General features: G+C 43.9%; 17 protein-coding genes and 1 pseudogene. 8 read left to right on the forward strand and 10 right to left on the reverse strand.

Annotated features, from left to right (window positions below):
* From V5G28_RS10255 to V5G28_RS10280, 6 genes and pseudogenes are all read left to right on the forward strand, one after another.
* Window positions 1–184 (forward strand): annotated as a pseudogene (locus V5G28_RS10255) (hypothetical protein); the annotation flags it as partial.
* An 18-nt stretch (window positions 185–202) separates the two neighbouring features.
* Window positions 203–697: a hypothetical protein gene (locus V5G28_RS10260; RefSeq protein ID WP_336230302.1), complete on the forward strand. Its 495-nt coding sequence runs from the start codon at window positions 203–205 to the stop codon at window positions 695–697.
* Between the two features lie 14 nt (window positions 698–711).
* Window positions 712–1440 carry an MFS transporter gene (locus V5G28_RS10265; RefSeq protein ID WP_336230304.1) on the forward strand — a complete coding sequence of 243 codons (729 nt, stop codon included), beginning with the start codon at window positions 712–714 and terminating at the stop codon, window positions 1438–1440.
* Between the two features lie 20 nt (window positions 1441–1460).
* Window positions 1461–1886, forward strand: a complete 426-nt coding sequence (locus tag V5G28_RS10270) for a type II toxin-antitoxin system VapC family toxin (RefSeq protein WP_332990698.1) — start codon at window positions 1461–1463, stop codon at window positions 1884–1886.
* A 279-nt stretch (window positions 1887–2165) separates the two neighbouring features.
* Window positions 2166–2375 carry a type II toxin-antitoxin system HicB family antitoxin gene (locus V5G28_RS10275; protein WP_332990700.1) on the forward strand — a complete coding sequence of 70 codons (210 nt, stop codon included), beginning with the start codon at window positions 2166–2168 and terminating at the stop codon, window positions 2373–2375.
* Between the two features lie 142 nt (window positions 2376–2517).
* A complete protein-coding gene (locus tag V5G28_RS10280; RefSeq protein WP_332990723.1) occupies window positions 2518–2592 on the forward strand; it encodes a hypothetical protein in 75 nt (24 codons plus the stop codon).
* Window positions 2593–2709: 117 nt separating this feature from the next.
* Here V5G28_RS10280 and V5G28_RS10285 read toward each other — a convergent pair whose 3' ends face one another.
* The 5 genes from V5G28_RS10285 to V5G28_RS10305 form a co-directional block, all read right to left on the reverse strand.
* The gene (locus V5G28_RS10285; protein ID WP_332990702.1) at window positions 2710–5238 is read right to left on the reverse strand and encodes a caspase, EACC1-associated type; all 2529 of its coding nucleotides are present in this window, start codon (window positions 5236–5238) and stop codon (window positions 2710–2712) included.
* Between the two features lie 194 nt (window positions 5239–5432).
* Window positions 5433–6218 (reverse strand): ABC transporter permease, encoded by a 786-nt coding sequence (locus tag V5G28_RS10290; protein ID WP_096571598.1) that lies wholly within the window; start codon window positions 6216–6218, stop codon window positions 5433–5435.
* A gap of 74 nt (window positions 6219–6292) precedes the next feature.
* The gene (locus V5G28_RS10295) at window positions 6293–6772 is read right to left on the reverse strand and encodes a MarR family winged helix-turn-helix transcriptional regulator (RefSeq protein ID WP_332990706.1); all 480 of its coding nucleotides are present in this window, start codon (window positions 6770–6772) and stop codon (window positions 6293–6295) included.
* 505 nt (window positions 6773–7277) lie between these two features.
* On the reverse strand, window positions 7278–8129 hold the full coding sequence (locus V5G28_RS10300) for an ABC transporter permease (RefSeq protein WP_332990708.1): 852 nt from the start codon (window positions 8127–8129) through the stop codon (window positions 7278–7280).
* Window positions 8086–8904, reverse strand: a complete 819-nt coding sequence (locus tag V5G28_RS10305; RefSeq protein WP_332990710.1) for an ATP-binding cassette domain-containing protein — start codon at window positions 8902–8904, stop codon at window positions 8086–8088. The genes V5G28_RS10300 and V5G28_RS10305 overlap by 44 nt, the downstream gene beginning before the upstream one ends.
* Window positions 8905–9236: 332 nt before the next feature.
* Between V5G28_RS10305 and V5G28_RS10310 the strand changes: the two genes are divergently transcribed.
* Together V5G28_RS10310 and V5G28_RS10315 are read left to right on the forward strand one after the other, a co-directional pair.
* Window positions 9237–9842, forward strand: a complete 606-nt coding sequence (locus V5G28_RS10310; protein ID WP_096571602.1) for a DedA family protein — start codon at window positions 9237–9239, stop codon at window positions 9840–9842.
* Window positions 9843–10009: 167 nt separating this feature from the next.
* Window positions 10010–10633, forward strand: coding sequence for an exopolysaccharide biosynthesis protein (locus V5G28_RS10315; RefSeq protein ID WP_096570281.1), 624 nt, complete (start codon window positions 10010–10012; stop codon window positions 10631–10633).
* Between the two features lie 4 nt (window positions 10634–10637).
* On the opposite strand, the gene V5G28_RS10320 is transcribed toward V5G28_RS10315, so the two are convergent.
* The 5 genes from V5G28_RS10320 to V5G28_RS10340 form a co-directional block, all read right to left on the reverse strand.
* Window positions 10638–11720: a chemotaxis protein CheB gene (locus V5G28_RS10320; RefSeq protein ID WP_096570283.1), complete on the reverse strand. Its 1083-nt coding sequence runs from the start codon at window positions 11718–11720 to the stop codon at window positions 10638–10640.
* On the reverse strand, window positions 11721–14087 hold the full coding sequence (locus tag V5G28_RS10325; RefSeq protein ID WP_332990715.1) for a hybrid sensor histidine kinase/response regulator: 2367 nt from the start codon (window positions 14085–14087) through the stop codon (window positions 11721–11723).
* Window positions 14088–14128: 41 nt separating this feature from the next.
* Window positions 14129–15583 (reverse strand): methyl-accepting chemotaxis protein, encoded by a 1455-nt coding sequence (locus tag V5G28_RS10330; protein ID WP_332990717.1) that lies wholly within the window; start codon window positions 15581–15583, stop codon window positions 14129–14131.
* Window positions 15584–15672: 89 nt separating this feature from the next.
* Window positions 15673–16770 carry a chemotaxis protein CheW gene (locus tag V5G28_RS10335; protein WP_332990719.1) on the reverse strand — a complete coding sequence of 366 codons (1098 nt, stop codon included), beginning with the start codon at window positions 16768–16770 and terminating at the stop codon, window positions 15673–15675.
* 136 nt (window positions 16771–16906) lie between these two features.
* Window positions 16907–18085, reverse strand: a complete 1179-nt coding sequence (locus V5G28_RS10340; RefSeq protein WP_332990721.1) for a response regulator — start codon at window positions 18083–18085, stop codon at window positions 16907–16909.
* Between the last annotated feature and the right edge of the window lie 1064 nt (window positions 18086–19149).

Here is a 19149-nt window from a genome sequence, read left to right on the forward strand (position 1 = left end):
GATTTATCTCTTTGCTTTTGTTGCTAAATCCAGTGATTGTTACTATTACTGCTTGGATAATTTTTTCGAAAACCTAAGTATTTTTAATTTGCTAGGTCTGGCTTTAATTTTAGCAGGTATAGCTCTAGCAATTTCTAATCAAAAAGCAATAAAAACTAAAGTTATTTCTAATAATGATTCCTAGAGAAATGGAAGGTAGAGAATGTCTATTAGTAGAAGGCTGGTGGCAGGTAAGCACGTGGAGACGACAGTGCCAAAAACCACTAGGCTGGGGGTGGCGGCAATGTTCTTTGTTTATGGTGCAGCATTTGCCAACTGGGTGTCGCGCATCCCAGCAGTTCAACAGAAACTGGGATTGGGTACTGGCGCGCTAGGATTGGCTCTGCTGGGCATGCCCGTAGGCTTGTTGCTGAGTACGCCAACAACTGGATGGTTAGTCACTCGCATGGGTAGTCGTTCAGTCACAAAAATAGCGGCGCTGAGCTACTGTATGGTACTGCCCTTACCAGCATTAGCGCCTAATCTGCCACTACTAGCAAGTGCCTTGGTGGTAGTAGGCGCTATCGGCGGAGCAATGATCTTGTCCATGAACACCCAAGGCATTGCGGTCGAGCGATGTTACGATCAACCCCTCATGTCGTTATTTAATGGACTGTTCAGCCTTGGCGGTCTGGTGGGTGCAGCGGGGGAGGTATAGTAGCTTCTTTAGGAGTGACTCCCGTTCCACATTTGGTTAGTGCAGCACTTTTGTTGGGAATGGTCGCACTCAAAGCGTCCCGTTGGCTGTTGCCATCAGAAGTTGACACTATCAATCAGGGGTCACCGTTTGTTCTCCCAACACGCTCGCTGATTGGTCTGGGGGTAGTAGCATTTTGTGTCTTCCTCGGAGAAGGCGCAATGGCTGACTGGAGTGCCATCTATCTTAGTCGGACGCTTGAAACTGGAGCTGGGATAGCTTCTGCTGGATACGCAGTGTTCTCCTTAGCTATGGCTGTGTGTCGCCTCATTGGAGACAGGCTTACTCAAAGTCTCGGCCCAGTTAGAATGGTACGCTTTGGTGGCATCATGGCTGCTATCGGGATGGGGTTATCTTTACTAATTGCCCAGCCAGTTGCTGCGCTCATTGGCTTCGCTTGCGTTGGTGTTGGCTTCTCCTGCATTGTACCACTGGTGTTTAGTGCAGCTGGGCGCACGCCTGGAATAGCCCCAAGTATGGCTTTGGCGGCGGTGACAACCACTGGCTACTTCGGATTTCTGTTCGGTCCACCTCTTATTGGGTTCGCTGCCGAGTTGCTCACCCTTCGTGGAGCCTTAGGCATTGTCGTCCTCCTAAGTGCAACAATTGCCGTACTAGCCCAAACCGTTGGTTGCGCGACTGGTTCTTTTGAAGAAGGCAGTCCCAATGAAAAAATTTCACCGCCAAGTATGAAAATGTGGTAGTTTCTAAGATAAGGCGCGGAATGAGTGATGAGCGCTTATTTTTGGACACAGTATTTATCCAAGCTTTGTTGAATAAACGCGACCAGTATCATGGAATAGCTAGAGCATTTGTGCCAAGAGTGCGAGCAGCGGCGGCTGTTTGGGTTACGGAAGCGGTGTTGGTGGAAGTTGGTAATGCCTTGGGTGCTGTCAATCGTCCTGCTGCGGTGCAATTTATCCAACAGTGTTACCGTACAGCTAATTTGCAAGTGGTCATGGTGGATACGCCACTGCTCACCCGTGCGTTACAGCTTTACAGTGAGCGTCCTGACAAAACTTGGGGTTTGACGGACTGCATTTCCTTTGTGGTGATGTGGGAGCAAGGTTTGACTGATGCAGTCACTGCTGATATGCATTTTGTTCAAGCGAGTTTTCGGGCGTTGTTGCCGGAATCATTGACAAGATGAATTGTCAAAAAAACTTCGGTAAGGGGATTATATTTTTCAGAATTGTACCGCGACTCGTTATTTTACGAATACGAAGGGGCAAGTTTGTTGTGAGCCGAAGGAGAAAACAAAGCAGCAGGCTCAAGCGCAAGCGCAGGCACTTTCACACAAATGATTTAGGATTGCTATAATGCTTTGCGCTAGCTTGTGCGAATAGCAGTGGTGAAAGGTGAACTTGTGCAGCAAGCATCACGAAATATTATTTTTTTTGAATAATCACAACAAATATCGGAGTGATAAATGAAGAGGCAAGTCATTATTTACCCAGGAGAAGACGGTTATTGGGTAGCTGAATGCCCTAGCTTACCTGCTTGCATCAGTCAAGGGAAAACGAAAGAAGAAGCTGTTACCAACATCAAGGAAGCCATTGAACTTTATATTGAAGTACTTAAAGAAGAAGGTCGCCCTATTCCACAAGACAACTTGGAAACAGTTTTAGTCGATGTATGAGCAAGTTGCCCATAATTTCTGGTCAGGAATGCATTAAAGCACTGAGAAAAGCTGGTTTTCACGTCTTGCGCAACGGGGAAGCCACATTATTTTACGTTAGGTTGAGCCGTTTGCCGAAGTTGTTGTCCCGAATCATGACGAATTGGATAAAGGAACATTACGAGCTATCATTCGACAGGTAGGTTTGAGTGTTGATGAGTTTATTGAGCTGCTGTAAGTGAAAGATTAAGTGCGATCGCACTTGGGTTAGGAATGCGATCGCACGTTAGCAAAATTGAACTTTAATAAATATCGTTATGGGTAAAAGTTTTTCCATTCTTATTCTGCGTTGTGCTTAAGGTTTAAGCGGCACAAAGTCATAGCCTGTGGGAGTGCCAGGTTTTGGCTGAACTTTGACTAAGAAGATGGGATTGTCAATGCGATCGCCTGATGATGAAAACTTAATCGTTCCGGTTGCGCCATTGACTGAAAAATCTGGTTTGTGCAGCACGTCTTTCAATTCATCGCGAGTGTTGCTTTGCTGCAGACCAGCAATAATAGCCTTAGTTGCATCATAAGCCGTCGCCGTTCGCCAATTTACTGGTCCACCCCAAAATTCTTGAGCTTTTTGCCCGAAGGGATTACCAGCAATTGCTGCGGGATGCCAAGGTGCAGCGAGTACCATGCCATTGATATCGGCTTTGCCCTCCTTTAAAGTTTGATCTGTGAGCAGTGTGGGACTGCTAAATAGCGCCAATCGTCCTTGATTAGATCTTGCTACCGTTAGAGCTTCCTGAATTCTGTCTATGTAGGGAGATAATAGTAAGCCATCTGCACCACTGCGGATAGCTTGATCAATGACTTCACTGGGGTTGAATTTGGAGGCTGAAGGATCACATTTTGTCGAATTAACTCTGCGACCAGCAGTCGTGATTGCTTTGGTATACTCTTCCGTAAGCGATTGATTATCCACCGCTTTGGAATCCACACAAATAAGAATATTGCTTTTGCTAGCTGTCTTAATGGTATAATCAGATAATCTATTTGCTATCAAGTCAATTCTAGGAGCAGTGCGGAATATATAGTTGCCCATGTTTGAGAGGCTTTTGGCAAAACCAGTGGGAGCAACCATGACTAACCCTCCCTGTTGATACACAGGAGCAGCAGCTATAGAAGCATTACTGGCATTATGTCCCACTACAGCCAAAATACTAGGATCTTTAACAAACTGATCAGCAAGCTGTGGGGTATGGGTTTGGTCATTATTATCGTTAGCGATCGCTACCTGCAAGAGCTTGCCATTAATTCCACCACTTTGATTCACCTCATTTTGAGCCTGAGCTACACCGCGCAGTATCTCTTTTGCTACATTCGTATTACTACCAATAGGTACGCTCACGGCAATTTTGAGGGAATTACCCTTCTTACCAGCTTGAGCATTGTTCAAGTAAATCAATCCTTCTGGGTCAAGACGGCACGTTTTCCGATATAATGTGAATTTATCGATAGCAGTCTGAAAATCGTTCTTAGCAAATGCCTGAATTCCGGCTTGTTTATCCGGATTCGTATCTCCTTTGAGTAAAATTTTGTCACCCAAACTAATCTTTAACCCTGTTTCTGGTTGTGCATTATTTTGACAAGATGCAATGCCTGGTATCAAAGGTTGATTTGATTTGTGGTTAAACCAAAAGCCTGCCCCAAAGCAACTGACTGCTCCAATGAACAATGCCATGAATAAGAGAAAATTTTTCTTTCTGGAGGGGTGAGGAGTTGGATTCCCTGGTGTTGAAGGTTGCTGTTCCGCAATTATAGGAGCTTCAATTAGGGCTATATCTTCATCTCTTAGTCCTAACGCTTGCTGAAGACGTGTCAAATCAGCGCGAGTTCTATCACTGAGAGGAAACCCACGTTCAATTTCCGTACGTAACGCCTGCTCATATCGCTGCAATTTTTGCTTGTAGACTTTGATAGGTTCTAAAACTTGAGCCTCAATTGCGGCAGTATCTTGAGATGGTAGTCCCAACGTATTTCGTTTCTCGTCCAATGTAGTGCGACCAGTAAAAGAAATCTCGCCGTCGCCGCCCTTGACCCAATACTCAACTTCTCGACGATATATCAGCTTTGGGTCACCAATGGGTGCTTTGGCAAGCTTGATTTTATAGCCTTCTTTGATGGCATATATCTCCGGTTTCATTGCAGGAGCAACTTCTTGGACTTTTTGTTTGGCATACTCATGCAATTCATCAACAGAGATCCAACCATCTTGATCCCGATCTGCTGCACCAGTCTCCAGCCCCTCAACTATATAGCGGGTATAAGTTGAAATATCGGCTCCTTGCTGTTCAAAAGAGTATTGAGTTGAAGTCGAAGATGTGAGAACAGCCCGCCCCTCTTGACCCAATTGGTTTTTGACATCTACAAAACCATCATCTTTAGCTGATTTAGCTGACATACCCTCAGCAAACGCACCACTGAAGCAACAATCAAGAATCACTACCTGCTGTCTGGGTTTGGGGCGGCTATTGCTCATGATGTCATGTACAAAGCTAGCTGCCACTGCTGTTGATCTAACAAGTTCTCCTTTGTCAGTTTTGCGGGTGTTGCGAGTGGCGAAGTAAAGCTTGCCGCTCTCATCCTTGATTCCATGACCAGAGAAAAATAGCAGCACTAAGTCATCTTTTTGACGACCTGAAAACAAAGTTTCGATCGCTTCCTCCATCGCCTGTCGTTCCGGATTGAAGAGCGGTTTTACCTCATCAAAACCACCAATCTCTGGATGCTGCAAAATTCGCTGCATTGCCTCCACATCATTTATAGCTGCAAGCAACGGGGTAAGACCCATCTCGTACTCACTCACCCCAATCAGCAGGGCAAACTTAGCCATTTGCAAGCTCCTTGCCTGCTACAAATTGCTCTGCTATCTGAGCAATGGTAAGTCTAATGTTGCATTGTCCTGCCATCTTGAACCTCAAAGCGATGGTGTCATGCAGTTATTATAAAAATAACCGTATTTTCTCGCTTGATATCAGGACAAAATTATCATTTGATGCCAGTGGCGTATTCGCTCCTAGGTGTTCCTTAACTCGAAGCACTCGTATAAAACCGCAACGCAAACTGCCAAAACCTGGAGGAAACAAAAAACAGTGCGATCGCCAACACACCTGCGCCTACTACCCAACCGATTTGACCCCTACCTAGCATCGCTTCCGCAGGTATAGTTGTTAAAAAAGCGACAGGAACAACATACGTGAAGAAAAAGCGGTATGCAGTAGGATATGCTACCATCGGATATCGCCCAGCTTCCAAAAAACCCCGCAGGACTTCGGTGACGTTGTAAATTTTGACAAACCAAATACTCGTGGCTCCTAGCATGAACCACAAACTGTAAAGAATGACCAAGCCAAAACTCAGGGGAATTGCACTGATCAGGTAGTCGTGTATTCCTAAACCAAGTTTTCTACCTGCGTAGCCAATTATGATACTCCCAAAGATGATATCTGGCAGTCCCCAAGGTGAAACGGTACGGGTGGAAAGCCAAAACTGGCTACGGATGGGTTTGAGTAGCACAAAGTCCAGTGTACCTTCCTGTACATGGCGGACAATGCTATTTAAGTTTGGGGCAAGGAAAGTTGCAGAAAAACCTTGCAGCAGGGTAAAAATTCCCAAAACTACCAAAGCTGCTTCCCATGACCACCCTGAAAAGGTGTAGCCGTTACCGTAAAACAAGAATAGCCCGAAGAGACTGCCTGCAAGATTACCCAAGCTGCTCAAGGTTGCTAAGAGGAAGTTGATACGATACTCCAGCTCAGCCTCTATGGCAGCGCTCCAGAATAATCTTAGTACTTTTAGGTATCTGTTTCTCAAGCTGAAGAACAATCAGGGCAAAACTAGGTTCAATGCTTTTATTATCTCATCTACGTCAAACTTTTTGCTCGCGCCTACTCGTTTTCTTTCTGTTCTACAGTTTGTTCAAATACTTGTTTTAATAAAATCAATCCTTCTTCTATCTGAAGAATTTGTTCTTGTGTGAGGTGAGTGAAGAGATCAGCAATGCGATCGCGAGTTTGTTTGCGAGCTTGTTCCAAGTGATGCAGCCCGTCTTCAGTCAGCTTGAGGACAATACGCCGCCGTTCTTGGGGGTGATCATTGCGATGCACATAGTTGCGCTGAACAAGCCGCTCTATAGTTGCTGAGGCTGTCGCACGAGTCACTCCCAAGTGTTCGGCAAGGTCAGAAAGTGAAGCACCAGGATTACGATCTAAAAATGCGAGCGTCCGGAATTGAGGGACGGACAAGGTAGTAGAGCCTATAGCACGCATATCTGCTCGGATTGCTCGCATAACCAATGGAATTGTTTCCATTACCTTAGCCGCACAATCTTTTGAGGTTGTTTTTTGAGAAGTTTGCTTTAAGCTCATTTTATTGTTATTTTTCCTAACTCATTGCAAGTTTAACGATGCAAAGTTGTCATTCTACCTTAGAGATAACAATCTCTTAACCTCTGCTGCCACTTTTATTACAATCAGAACACAGCAAAATCATAGGTAGAGCAGATGCTTTACCTACGATACATAGATTTCCGTTAAGAAAAACGCTAAAACTTGCAGTAATATCAAGTCCGGTTGATTAGTGTCTATTCCCCCAGAACCCCACCCCGGCTTTGCCTTACGCCAAAACCGCCCCTCCCCTTTACAAGGGGAGGGGTTGGGGAGCCAGCGCCGTGCGGTGAGACAGCCCTGCAGGCGGGTTTCCCGCCGTAGGGGACTGCGAACCCGAAGGGGGGTTCCCCCCGTTGAGGCGACTGGCGTGGTGGGGTTTGCACTCTGGTTGGTAATGATGAGTGTTTAAACGGACTTGGTATGACTTAGAACTGAAGGCAAAGAAAAAATCGCATGAGTCTGCGTCGAATAAGTTACATAACCACTACATAACCACGCGTGAATACAGTCGTCCACTAATGACCGTCATAACCACAATTGCAACTAGCAGAACTGTAAAGTCCACAGCAAACCCATATGTGCTTGTGCCATTTGCCAACATTGTACCTCTAAGAGCATCAACCTGATATGTTAACGGATTAAGGTGTGAAATCATCTGCAACCATTTTGGCATCAGCGAAATGGGGTAGATCGCATTGCTCGCAAAGAACAATGGCATAGTCATTAACTGCCCAATCCCTGTAAAGCGTTCTCTTGTTTTCACAAGACATCCAATGATTAGTGAAAAGGTCGAGAAACAGACTGCTCCCATAACTACAATCAGCACAACTCCCATAATGGCGAGCGGATTGAAATTCAACTTGACACCCAGCAGCAGTGATAATCCATAAATAATCACTATCTGAGGTAGACTTCGCACCCCAGAAGATAGAGATTTGCCCAGTACCATAGCTACGCGGGGAGTGGGACTAGCCAGGAATTTATGAACTATTCCTAAGTCTTTTTCCCAAATAATTGCCATACCACCTGTGAAAATTGCCATGAATAGCACGCTTTGAGCCAAAATTCCAGCAGCCATGAAGTCCAGATATGGCAAGCCATTCGTGGGAATGGCACGAATGCGGCTAAAGACTTGTCCAAAAATCAGAAGCCACAATGCAGGTTGCGCTGTACGCAAAAATATATCGCTTGGATCATGCAATAGCTTGCGTACTTCCAGTTCGACAATCACGAGTGTCTTTGTTATCAGGTCGGAGATGGCAGCCAGTAAATTTGCTGAACGAGAGCGTCCGTTAGCCCAACCGACGTGCAGCGCGTCTGATTCTCGATGTCTCATGGTAGTTGACTCCTGATGCTAGTTGGTCACCTGTGTAGTGGATAAACACATCATCTAAAGTTGCATTACTCTTAGCCAAAGAAGCTTTCAATTCTGTGGGTGTACCAGTTACAACGATTTTGCCTCGATGCATAATTGCGACTCGGTCACATAAGCTATCTGCTTCTTCTAAAAAGTGAGTAGTTAACAGTACAGTCGTGCCATAATTCTCAAGGAGTTGTTGCACAAGCTCCCACACCTGATTGCGTGCGATCGGGTCTAGTCCTACAGTTGGCTCGTCAAGAAACAGAATTTTAGGCTGATGCAGAATTGACTGAGCAATTTCCAGCTTGCGGATCATGCCACCAGAGTAGTTTCGCACGAGTCTGTGGGCGACATCCTGCAAACCCATAAATAATAGAGCCTCCCGGATTCGATGTTCGCGTTTTGTCCGGGGAATATCGTACAGCTTGGCAAAAATCAGCAGATTTTCATAACCTGTTAAATTGCCATCACAAGAAAGTGCTTGGGGGACATATCCAATGAGTCGCCTCACTGCTGGCGCTTGATGAGTCACGTCAAATCCAGCTATGACTGCCTGTCCTGAACTAGGGGGCAGCAGAGTTGTCAACATCTTAATTACTGTACTCTTGCCTGCACCGTTCGGTCCTAGCAAGCCAAACACCTCACCGACTTCTATAGTGAAACTCAAGGCATCGACTGCAGTAAATTTGCCAAATTTGCGACTCAGGTCGTACGCCTGCAATGCAGCCTCAGTGATAGTCAGTTGCACCACGGATGAAATTTGCCTCCATCAGTTAGATAATCTAACAATTAGTATTACATATGTTAGCTCACTCGAATACTTACGTTTCATTCACAGATGCAGAACTTACGCACTAAAACGGTCTAGGAACATTCTGGCTAATACAGGAGTTTTCAATTAGGTAGAACGCAGGTTTTCCGTAGGGGTACGCTCGCCTTGCTGTGCTCCTACGTATATTGGCATTGTGTTCTCTGCCTTTGGTATATGCAATGAAAAAGCGTGAGAAATCAGTTAAAGTCAAAAAAATTCTGATATTCCTTTAAATTTTGTGTTAAATAAGTTATTGAATGAAAGGATTTTCTATGCATTTTGATTTAGTACAAATAATAAAATCACTGGGCTACTTTGGAGTATGGGGAATTATTTTTGCTGAGTCTGGCTTACTGATTGGCTTTTTTCTACCAGGTGATAGTTTGCTGTTCACTGCTGGATTCGTAGCATCTCAGAAACTACTTAACATCTGGGTTCTCGTAATTGGCACTTTTCTCTGTGCAGTCCTTGGCGATAATGTGGGTTATGCAACTGGACACAGATTTGGTCGTAGGCTCTTTCAGAAAGAAGATTCATGGTTATTTCATAAAAAACATTTGGTAAAAACAACAAATTTTTATCAAAAGCATGGTAAGAAAACACTTGTTTTAGCGCGATTTGTGCCTATCGTGCGGACTTTTGCGCCGATTGTTGCTGGAATTGGTGCGATGGATTATCGTACATTTATGTCCTATAACTTAATTGGCGGCTTACTTTGGACATTCGGCATCACTCTGTTAGGATTTTTCTTAGGAAAATCCTTACCTGCCGAACAGGTAGATAAGTTTTTGTTACCAATTATTGGATTAATTATTGTTGTTTCTTTAGTGCCATCAATTATTCATCTTGTCAAAGAAAATAAGATGAACGGACATTGAAGTGGCAGTCGTATAAACAGGTGCGTTAAGCGCTTCTCACTGTATCATTGGTGCAAAGTTAGAAATAATCTCTACCTAAGGCACTTACTACTTTTGGCTTGTGAGTGTTGAAGTCTTGAGTGGTATTTCTGTACTAAGTTTCTAGAACAAGGTAATTTCGGTATTTTATGGCTAGACTTTCTAACGAATTACAGCGCTTTTTTTTTGAAGAAGAGCGACCATCACAAGTTAAGTTGGCAGACATTCTGCTGCTAGCAGGAGAACGAATTTTTGGTTTTTTGTTCGTTATCCTGTCTTTACCTTCAGCTTTGCCAGTTCCTGCGCCTGGTTACTCTGTTCCTTTTGGTATCCTGATTTTTTTACTAGCGATGCAGTTGCTCGTGGGTTCTAAAAGCCCTTGGCTACCACAACGGATGATGAATCATCCGATCAAGCTGGAAACTGTCCAGAAGTTTTTGAAAGCAGGGCTACCTTGGTTGCGAAGGATTGAAGCCCTCGCTCGTCCCCGTATGACCTATATCTGTACGACTGTACCAGGTAGAGTGACGATTGGCAGTACGATCGCTCTGATGGCAATTTCGATGATGATTCCCATTCCGGGAACAAATACTCTACCCGCAATGGGAATTTTCGTGACTGGCTTTGGTTTGCTAGAAGATGATGGTGCTATTAGTCTCAGTGGTTTAGTCCTTTGTGTGATGGGTGCAATTCTAACTACCTCAATTTTATTTGCGTTAATTTGGGGTGGTTCCAGTCTTCTTGACGTGATCAAGACTTGGTTGGGTCGTTAACTAACTATTTGTTCAAAGAAAATAAGAGTAAGAAAGGGGGGATGTCTTCAATGGGAAGCAAATGTTGAGCAGCACCGAGTGCCAGTGCCTCTTTCACCATGCCAAACGCCACACCATTGTCATCTTGGGCGATTGTCAGACCTCCTACTTGAGAAATTGCCTGTAAGCCTTGTACACCGTCATGACCAAGCCCAGTTAATAAAACCCCAGCGGTTGTTTTGCCATAGAAGCTAGCCATAGATTTAAACATAACTGTAATCGAGGGACAATGCTTTTCTCCTGGTACAGCTCTTGAATAAATAAACTTGCCTCGAGAGTCTAATTCAAGATGATTCTTCTCTGGAGCAAAATAAACTGTTCCTGGTTCAGGGGACTCACCAATTTCAGCAACTTTGATTCTCAACTTACACTCCAAGGACAACCAATCCACCAATTTTGACAAAACGCCTTCACCTACGTGCAAGGTACAAATAATCGGCAATGGGAAATCAGCCGGCAGTTTGCCCAAAATCTTTTGGATAGCTTGAAGACCTCGTGTGGAAGCCCCTATACAGATCACCCTGAAGGAAAGAGTCACATTTGTTACTGGTGTTTCAGCTTTTAAGGACGACCCAGATGTTGTCGGCGACCCAGGAGGAGTCAACGGCTGTTTTTCTTGTTGCGGTTTGGCAGCCACTTTCATACTCGAAAGGACTTTAATTTTGGCAATCAACGCTGCTCTGATTTTCTCGTAGTCAGTCGGCGAACCAGTGGTTGGTTTGGGGAAAATATCTGCAGCACCGGCTTGCAACAGACGAAAGATAGTGTCGATGTCGGTGTTTTGGACAAAATTGCTAATCACCAAAATTGGTCGCGGGTCTTGAGCCATGACACGCTTGGTCAACTCCAGACCATCCATATTTTCCATCATCAGGTCTGTACAAATCACATCCGGCTGGGTCTTGGTAATCACTTCCAGACCCTCCTCACCATCGCGTGCTGTACCAACCACAGCCACCTCTGGTGAGGAATTTAGTAATCGTTGGAGAATTTCCAGAGCAACAGGGGAATCCTCAACCAGAACCACTTTCTTTTGGCGTATACTCATTTATACGAACTTCCTTAATGTATCTAAAAACTCTCCTTGCTCGAATTCGCCTTTGGTGATGTAAGCGTTTGCTCCCACCTGTGCGCCTTGGCGCTTGTCCTCCTCGGATGCCATCGTTGTCACCAAAATGACAGGCAATTCCTTGTACTCTGGTAATTCCCGAATTTTAGCAGTCAGTTCCAGCCCATCCACATTTGGCATTTGGATGTCCGAGATCACAGCATCGAATTGGCTTTCCCTGAGTTTGTTAAAGCCGTCTTGACCGTCTATAGCAGCAGTGACTTCGTAACCAGCACTTTCCAAAATCCGCCTCATTTGGGTACGAATGGGAATGGAATCTTCAACCAGAAGAATTTTCTGTTTGATTTGTGCTTTTTCGGTTAACTCCTTAACTGTAATAGAAACAACTGTCTTCTTAGCTGACTTGAACAAATCTGGAGGATTGAGCACCATGCAAACTTCTCCCGTACCGAGAATTGTGGCACCGGATATATTGCAAACTCTCTTCAGCAAATGACTCTGTGGCTTCAAGACAATGTCCTGTAGCTCCAAGACACTGTCTACTAGCAGTCCCAAACGCTCGGAACCAAGCTGCAGAATAACACAGGGAATGCTTTTGATGCCAACGTTCAAAGCTTGGGTTGATGCAGGCACTTTGACAGGTAAGCCTAATAAATCTGCAAGCCAAGCAACCGAGACAGGCTGTCCTTGGAAGGGGAAGGTTTGGCTCCCTTCCACCGCAAAGATTTCCTGAGGAGAAACCAACAGCATTGTTTCCACAAATTCTACAGGGATGGCATAGGAATTTTGGTTCACCTGCACAATCAAGACATGGGTCGTTGCGAATATGCTACTGAGCGTGATGCGAAATAAACATCCCTTGCCTGGAGTAAATTCTACTTGGATGGTTCCTTTGAGTCGTTCGACGTTGGCACGCACGACATCCAAACCGACTCCTCTGCCGGAAATCTCAGTGACTGCTGTGCGGGTGGAGAAACCAGGGGCAAATATCAATGCCTGAATCTCCGCCGTTGACATAGCTGCCAGTTCTGCTTCAGAGCGAATCCCACGGCGCATAGCTGCCAGTTTAATGGCTTCGATATCCAAACCGCGTCCATCATCTGAAACTTCAATACTCACGGTGTTGCCAGTTTGGTACACCCTCAAGTGAATTGTTGCTGTAGGGACCTTGCCAAATTTTGAACGCTCTTGGGGTGTTTCGATGCCATGATCTATAGCATTACGGAGGATGTGCATCAGCGGGTCTTTCATCTCTTCAATAATCCGCTTGTCTACACTAATCTGTTCACCAACGATTTGAAGATCAACTTCTTTGCCTTGCTGCTTAGCCAAATCTCGTACCGTGCGAGGAAACAGATGAAAAATGGTGGATAATGGCAGTAGTCGCACAGAGGTGACTCCCGACTGAAGTTCATTGGATATGATTTCGAGTCTGGCAGTATAGTCAAACGCTTTCTTCTGGAGTCGATTGAGATACTCTCCCAGTTGCTTGAGGCGGTTTTCTGTTAAGGAGCAGGAATTTTGCATCTGTTGCACTTGACTACCTAGCCCGCGTCGCTCTAGGTCTCTATATGCTTGACGGATCACAAAGGCTTGTCGGTTCAACTCTTCCCATAGGGTGATCATTTCGTCAATTTCAACAAGTTGGTCTGCAATCTGACCTTTGGTAACCACCAGTTCACCCACTTGTGTCAAGAGCTTATCGAGCCTTTGGGATTCAACGCGGATAGTGTCAATTTGGTAGTCGCTTTCTGCCGCAAAAGTGTCTGCGCTCGCTACCGTGGATTCACTAGTTTCAACTGCATTATTGAATACCGTTGGTGGTTCTGCCAGGGTCGAGGAATCTTCCTCTGATTCGGCATCATCGAAGACCAAGGACTGTGCAAAGGGGAAGGTAGAGGAATCCTCCTCTGATTCAGCCATGTTTTCTGGTACGGTTTCTGGAATTTCCGACCATGCATCACTAGACTCACCTCTCATAAGTTGAGCTAGGATATGGAAGACGCTGACTCCTGCTGGTTGTCCGGTAACGGCTTCATGGGCAATTTTACGAATAGCATCTAGTCCTTGAGAAAGGCATTCGTAGAGTTCGGAAGTAAAAACTCGCTCACCCTGCTTAACGGATCCCAGAATTTCTTCGATTTGGTGGGTGAGGGTTTCCACATCTTTGACCCCCAACATCCGGGAATCACCTTTGAGGGAGTGGGTTTCTCGGAGTAATCCTTCGAGTTTGCCCTTGTCTTGGGGATTTTTTTCGAGATGCAGCAACCCTGCTTCGATTTTCTGTATGCGTTCGGCACTGGCTGCTTTGTACAGCGATCGCAGTTCTTCGTCTTCTATCATCATGGCTTTAAAGCTGTTTTGATGAATGATTTTGTTTTGTTTTGTTACAGCATAGCCTGAAGATTCTGAGCCGCTTCACTGAGGTCTTCGGTAGCTTCTTTCACCTGGGAGATGCCAATGGCTGTTTCTTTTGCCTCTAAGTTGATAGCATTCATCGCTGCGACAACCCTTTGCACCGCAACAGCTTGCTGTTTAGCTGTCATGGCAATCTCTTGGTTGTTAAGGAACACCATGTTAACAGCGTCGGCGATGTTTATAAACACATCACCTGTTTCTTCTGCTAACTTGATTCCTTGCGTCGCTTTCTTGGTGCCTTCATCAGTCACCATGATAGTGGAGTTAATTGCTGCTTGCACTTCGTTGACCAAAATATGAATTCGGTCAGCTGATTTCCTGCTTTGATCAGCCAGTTTACGAATTTCGCCAGCCACGACGGCAAAGCCTTTGCCTTGCTCACCCGCACGCGCTGCTTCTACGCCTGCGTTGAGAGCCAACATATTTGTTTGGGTCGCCAAATCTGCGACGATGTCAGAAACTGTGGTGATTTGTCCTGTTTGCTCAGAAAGACGAACAATTTGGTTGGCGATCGCAATCACCTGGTCTTTCAGTTCCGAGATACCGTCCATCGTCACACCCACTGTTTTCGTTCCTGACTCAGCCAGTTCTAAGGCTTTCTGCGCCCCAGAAGCAGAAACTTCGGCTTTTTGGGCGGATTGGAGCGAATAAGTTCCCACTTCCTCAATAGTCACTGTGGTTTCATTCACTGAGGAAGACTGCTGCAAGATGGTGCGTTCCTGTTCGTTGACTGTGCTAGTAATGTCTTTTGTCGAAGATGCAACCGCATTAGAGGCGTCTTGGATTGTCTTAGCAATACTGGACGAGAGGGCATAAGAAATGACTAGGGAGATAGAGGCAGCTAGCAATGTACCCAAACCGGCAATAATTTGTATCAAGACAGTTGCCTGTTTGACTTCGTTAATCGATGCTTGAATAATTTTGTCTTGCTCCTGTTCAAACTCTTTCTGCAACGCTTCAGCGTTTTGAATAAACGGTCTAGTTTTTTCTGTTTGAAATGTTTTGAGTGTCTGATCTCTCTTACCTGTTTTTACCAAAGTAATAGTCTCTCGACCAGATTGCTCGATTTGCTGTCCAAGTTGACGAATTTTTGTCAATCGCTCTTTCTGCTGTGGGTTGAAAACAACTTTTTCCGCAGCGTCCAGGGATTTCTTATAGTCAGATACCCCTGTGTTAAAGGATTCTTCGAGATTTTCAGTATCACTAAATATTAAGAAGCCGCGTGTTGCCCGTTCCATCCTTGATAGACCCAGCGTTGCTTTAGATGCTTCACCAGATGCGGTTTTGGCATCTTCCACTTGTTTGAAGGATTGATCGAATCTTCGAGAATTTCCAAAAGCTAGAGCGCTAATCACTATCAATAAGAACAGCGGAAATGAATACCCCAATAAAATTCGACCTCTTAACTTTAATTTTGCCAACATATGTTCATATCCTTCTGGGTGATATCTATAAAATAATTGAGAATTGAGTCATTTTTTTGAGTTATACTTAATACGAATTGTCGGTCACACTAAATTTGTTCATTCACTACCAGTCCTCCTTGAATCAGGATTTTAGGTAAATCTAGGACAATCAGCATTTTTTCTTCAAAGAAAGCTATTCCTTGAAGGTACTGTGCATCGCCCGTGAGTTTTATTGTGGGCAAAGGTTTGATTTCAGCAGGGTTGAGATTAACCACCTCCAAAACTTTATCGACAGGTAATCCGGCAAGAATATCATCAACTTGAACCACCACGGCTTTAGAACCAACTCTAATCGGGCTGATTGGCAAATTCAGAACATTTCTAATATCAACTAAGGTGACAATTTCTCCACGCAAATTCATATTGCCAATAATATGGTTTGGGCAACAGGGAATTGGTGTCAAATTGTCAATATCAGTGAATTCCCGCACCAGTTCTAAGTCTAGCCCATAGTACTCGTCACCAATGCCTATCACTGCTAAAGGCATCAGCTTGTTTGTCACCTCTAAGTCTTCTAATGATTGCCTGAGATCAAGAGCCCGCTGTCGGAAAATAACTCTTTCTTCAGGAGTTGCATGCGGACAAAATAAGTCATAAAAGTTTGGTGTTTGGAATTCCTCAATCTGTTGGTATTCGTGATAATTTTGTTGTTGGTCATCACCTGTTATCATCTCCAACTGGCTTTGTGCATCCCAAATCAAGGTGACTAAAATATCTGGTTGACGAACTAATTTCTTGGAATCAAGCAAAAAAATTGTTTCTGAATCTATATTGGCGATACCAGTAAGAAATGTCGTGTTGATATCACAAAGGAATCCATCAGAAGGCGCTGTTTCAATGACTTCATCATCTAGTTCTAACATTTCCTTTACCTCGTGAACTAGTATGCCAATTTGCAAGCCCTCCCACCCTAAAATAATGATGTAGTCGCTAAGAAAGCAAACTTTCGGGGGATATCCTTGAAGCCAATCAAGATGTATTACTGGCACAATTTGCGTCCGCAAATTGAGGATGCCGATAATATCGGTACTTGCTTCAACAACAGGTATCAGTTCCGGAATCGGAAAAATTTCTTGAACCAGCGCTGCTTCGATTCCATAGTGCAAATCATGTATACGAAATGTCAGGTATTTTTTGTTCTCCATTGCAGTTTTTTACTCTTGATGTTGACTGTTAACAATTAACTGTCAATGGTCAGACGGCACTTATTTGAATACAATTTGAGATAATAAAAGGATAGGTAACAATACAAAATTAAACTGAAAAGCTTGCAAAACTTTGTTATCTAAAGTTATATTTGGAAGAGACAGCTTTTAAAGTTTCTCGTCTTTCGCCCACAAATTTTTCCACAATTTCAAGTAAATTGTGAGGTTCAAAGGGCTTGGTTAAATAATGAGTTGTTCCAGCAATTTGACCTCTAAGTTTATCAGAGAATTTATCTCGTGCCGTGACCATAATAATAGGTAAATTCTTGAATTTTGGAATACTGCGTACTGTACGGCAGAACTCTAAGCCGTCAATATCTGGCATGGTGACATCCAACAGCAACAGTGCAATAGGATTGGTATTCATCAAACTCAGCGCTTGCAAAGCGTTATCTGAAAAAAGAACTTGATAACGTTCTCCCAAAGCCCGCTTAATTAAAATTTGCACCACAGGACTGTCATCAACACTTAGAATAACTGGACGTTGCTCTTCAACATGAGAAACTGTTTGAACCAGAGGTGTGTGCTGCCCAAAAGTTATCCAGCTCGATGCTACCCACGATCTATAGCTTCGTGCTATATCTAGAGGGTCTTGGTCTAATTGTTCGGCGATATCTATGAGCGATCGCCTACCATCCACCCACTTGTATAAATCCTGCTGCCCAATGCTTGTTTTTACTGTTCGCCAACCTGGTAACAGTTGAGGAATCGCCTCCATGCTGGGAATAACAGAAGCAAGTGCAGTCCATTGGTGCTGGCGGTGAGCAACATCTTGGATCAGTTTATTCCATTCCAAACCGTGAGCATCTTTTCCATAACTTAGATCAATCTGAGCTGTGGGATCTAACTCTAACTTTCCTGGATAGGGCAATGTTTGTTCTAACACTTGCACAAATTGAGTATGGATACAGGTTTCAATCTCTTCCCACTTAAACACTCGTATCCGCACGATTTGCTCTAAAAGTTCTCGAAAAGATGATGGATTTTGTAATTTTTGCGCTGCATATCCAACAGCAACGTTAGCCCAGTCATGACTTAACTTAATCCCAATTCTTCTAGCAAGTTCTTGATTATTAACTATTTTTGACCCACCGTAAACAATCTTGCCGTTGTTCAAAAAGACAACACGCAATCTTGGCTTTTGCTCAGAATTTACAATTGCATTGATGCAAACAGATCCACTCTTCCCTGTACTTTGTAGATCCTCTAGCAAATCACTGAGTTGTCCAGCTTGATACTGCAATGATTTCAACATCCTATATTAAATAATTTACTATACATTTAGAGGTATATGTAGCGGATGAATCATATTTTGTCATTACCCACACTCAAGATGCGGACAAGCCATATGAATTTTGCTTTTCCGTCTTAAAATTGCAAGAGTTGCAACAGTAAGGAGGCGAAGCCTCCAAACCCTCGTTACCAGGTTCAACCTGGTAACGAGATATTAGAGCCTCTGGCTCCTGTTGGGTGCAAGATCTCAGGAGTGTCACCTACTTTGCCTCAAAGCGTAGGTTTACTAGATTTACCCCAATATATATAGCTAAAACAAACACTAACTTGCTATTCTATTGCCTATTCATAAATGAGCTAACTTAACTGGATCTATCCTTGCTCACACTAAAAAGTATGCGCTTAATGAATCATGAAATTTACGCTACAGATTTAGGGCAGTCAGTGTAAGTACCACAGCCCTCCAAAAAAGTAGGTATTCAAGAAGAATGAATCTTCACCTCTGGAAAATCCGGTAGATACCCCCATAACCTCATTGCGACCGATAGCAAAAATGAGACACACCCAATCACGGTATCAAGAGGTTTTTCTCGTTGCGATCGCTTTCTTACGTATATACGTATATACGTATTTTAATAAAAAGCGACAACAGAGTACGGTTACGTACTCAGCTTTAGTTGCATAACCAAAGTTACCAAACAAGACACTAAAAATCAAGTAGAATCTATGAAGGCTTTAAGAAAAGTTGTTTAATTGGGATCAAAGCTTTGATTAAGGCTTTGAAATGAATGATGTACCAGGTGAGTTCTTATACTGCCTTTGTCACTGTGATTGCTGTATCTAAAAATTCCAAAAAATAAGATTTATAGGCACATTATTGAATTGATTATTATTGATTTTTATTTCATTCTTTCTCTTAAATGTTTACATAAATAAAATGAGTAGAGGTTCAAATCCTGCTCAAAGTTCGCAAGTACTCACCCTTACTAAAGAGCAGTTACCCTTTGGGGGACTCCTCCAAGTTAACTGGCGGAAAGAGGAACTCTAACAAGTGATTCTTGAAATCGCCCGCCTTATAGGTGTGGG

This window comes from Scytonema sp. PRP1 (assembly GCF_036697665.2).
Taxonomy (GTDB): Bacteria; Cyanobacteriota; Cyanobacteriia; order Cyanobacteriales; family Nostocaceae; genus Kalymmatonema; species Kalymmatonema gypsitolerans.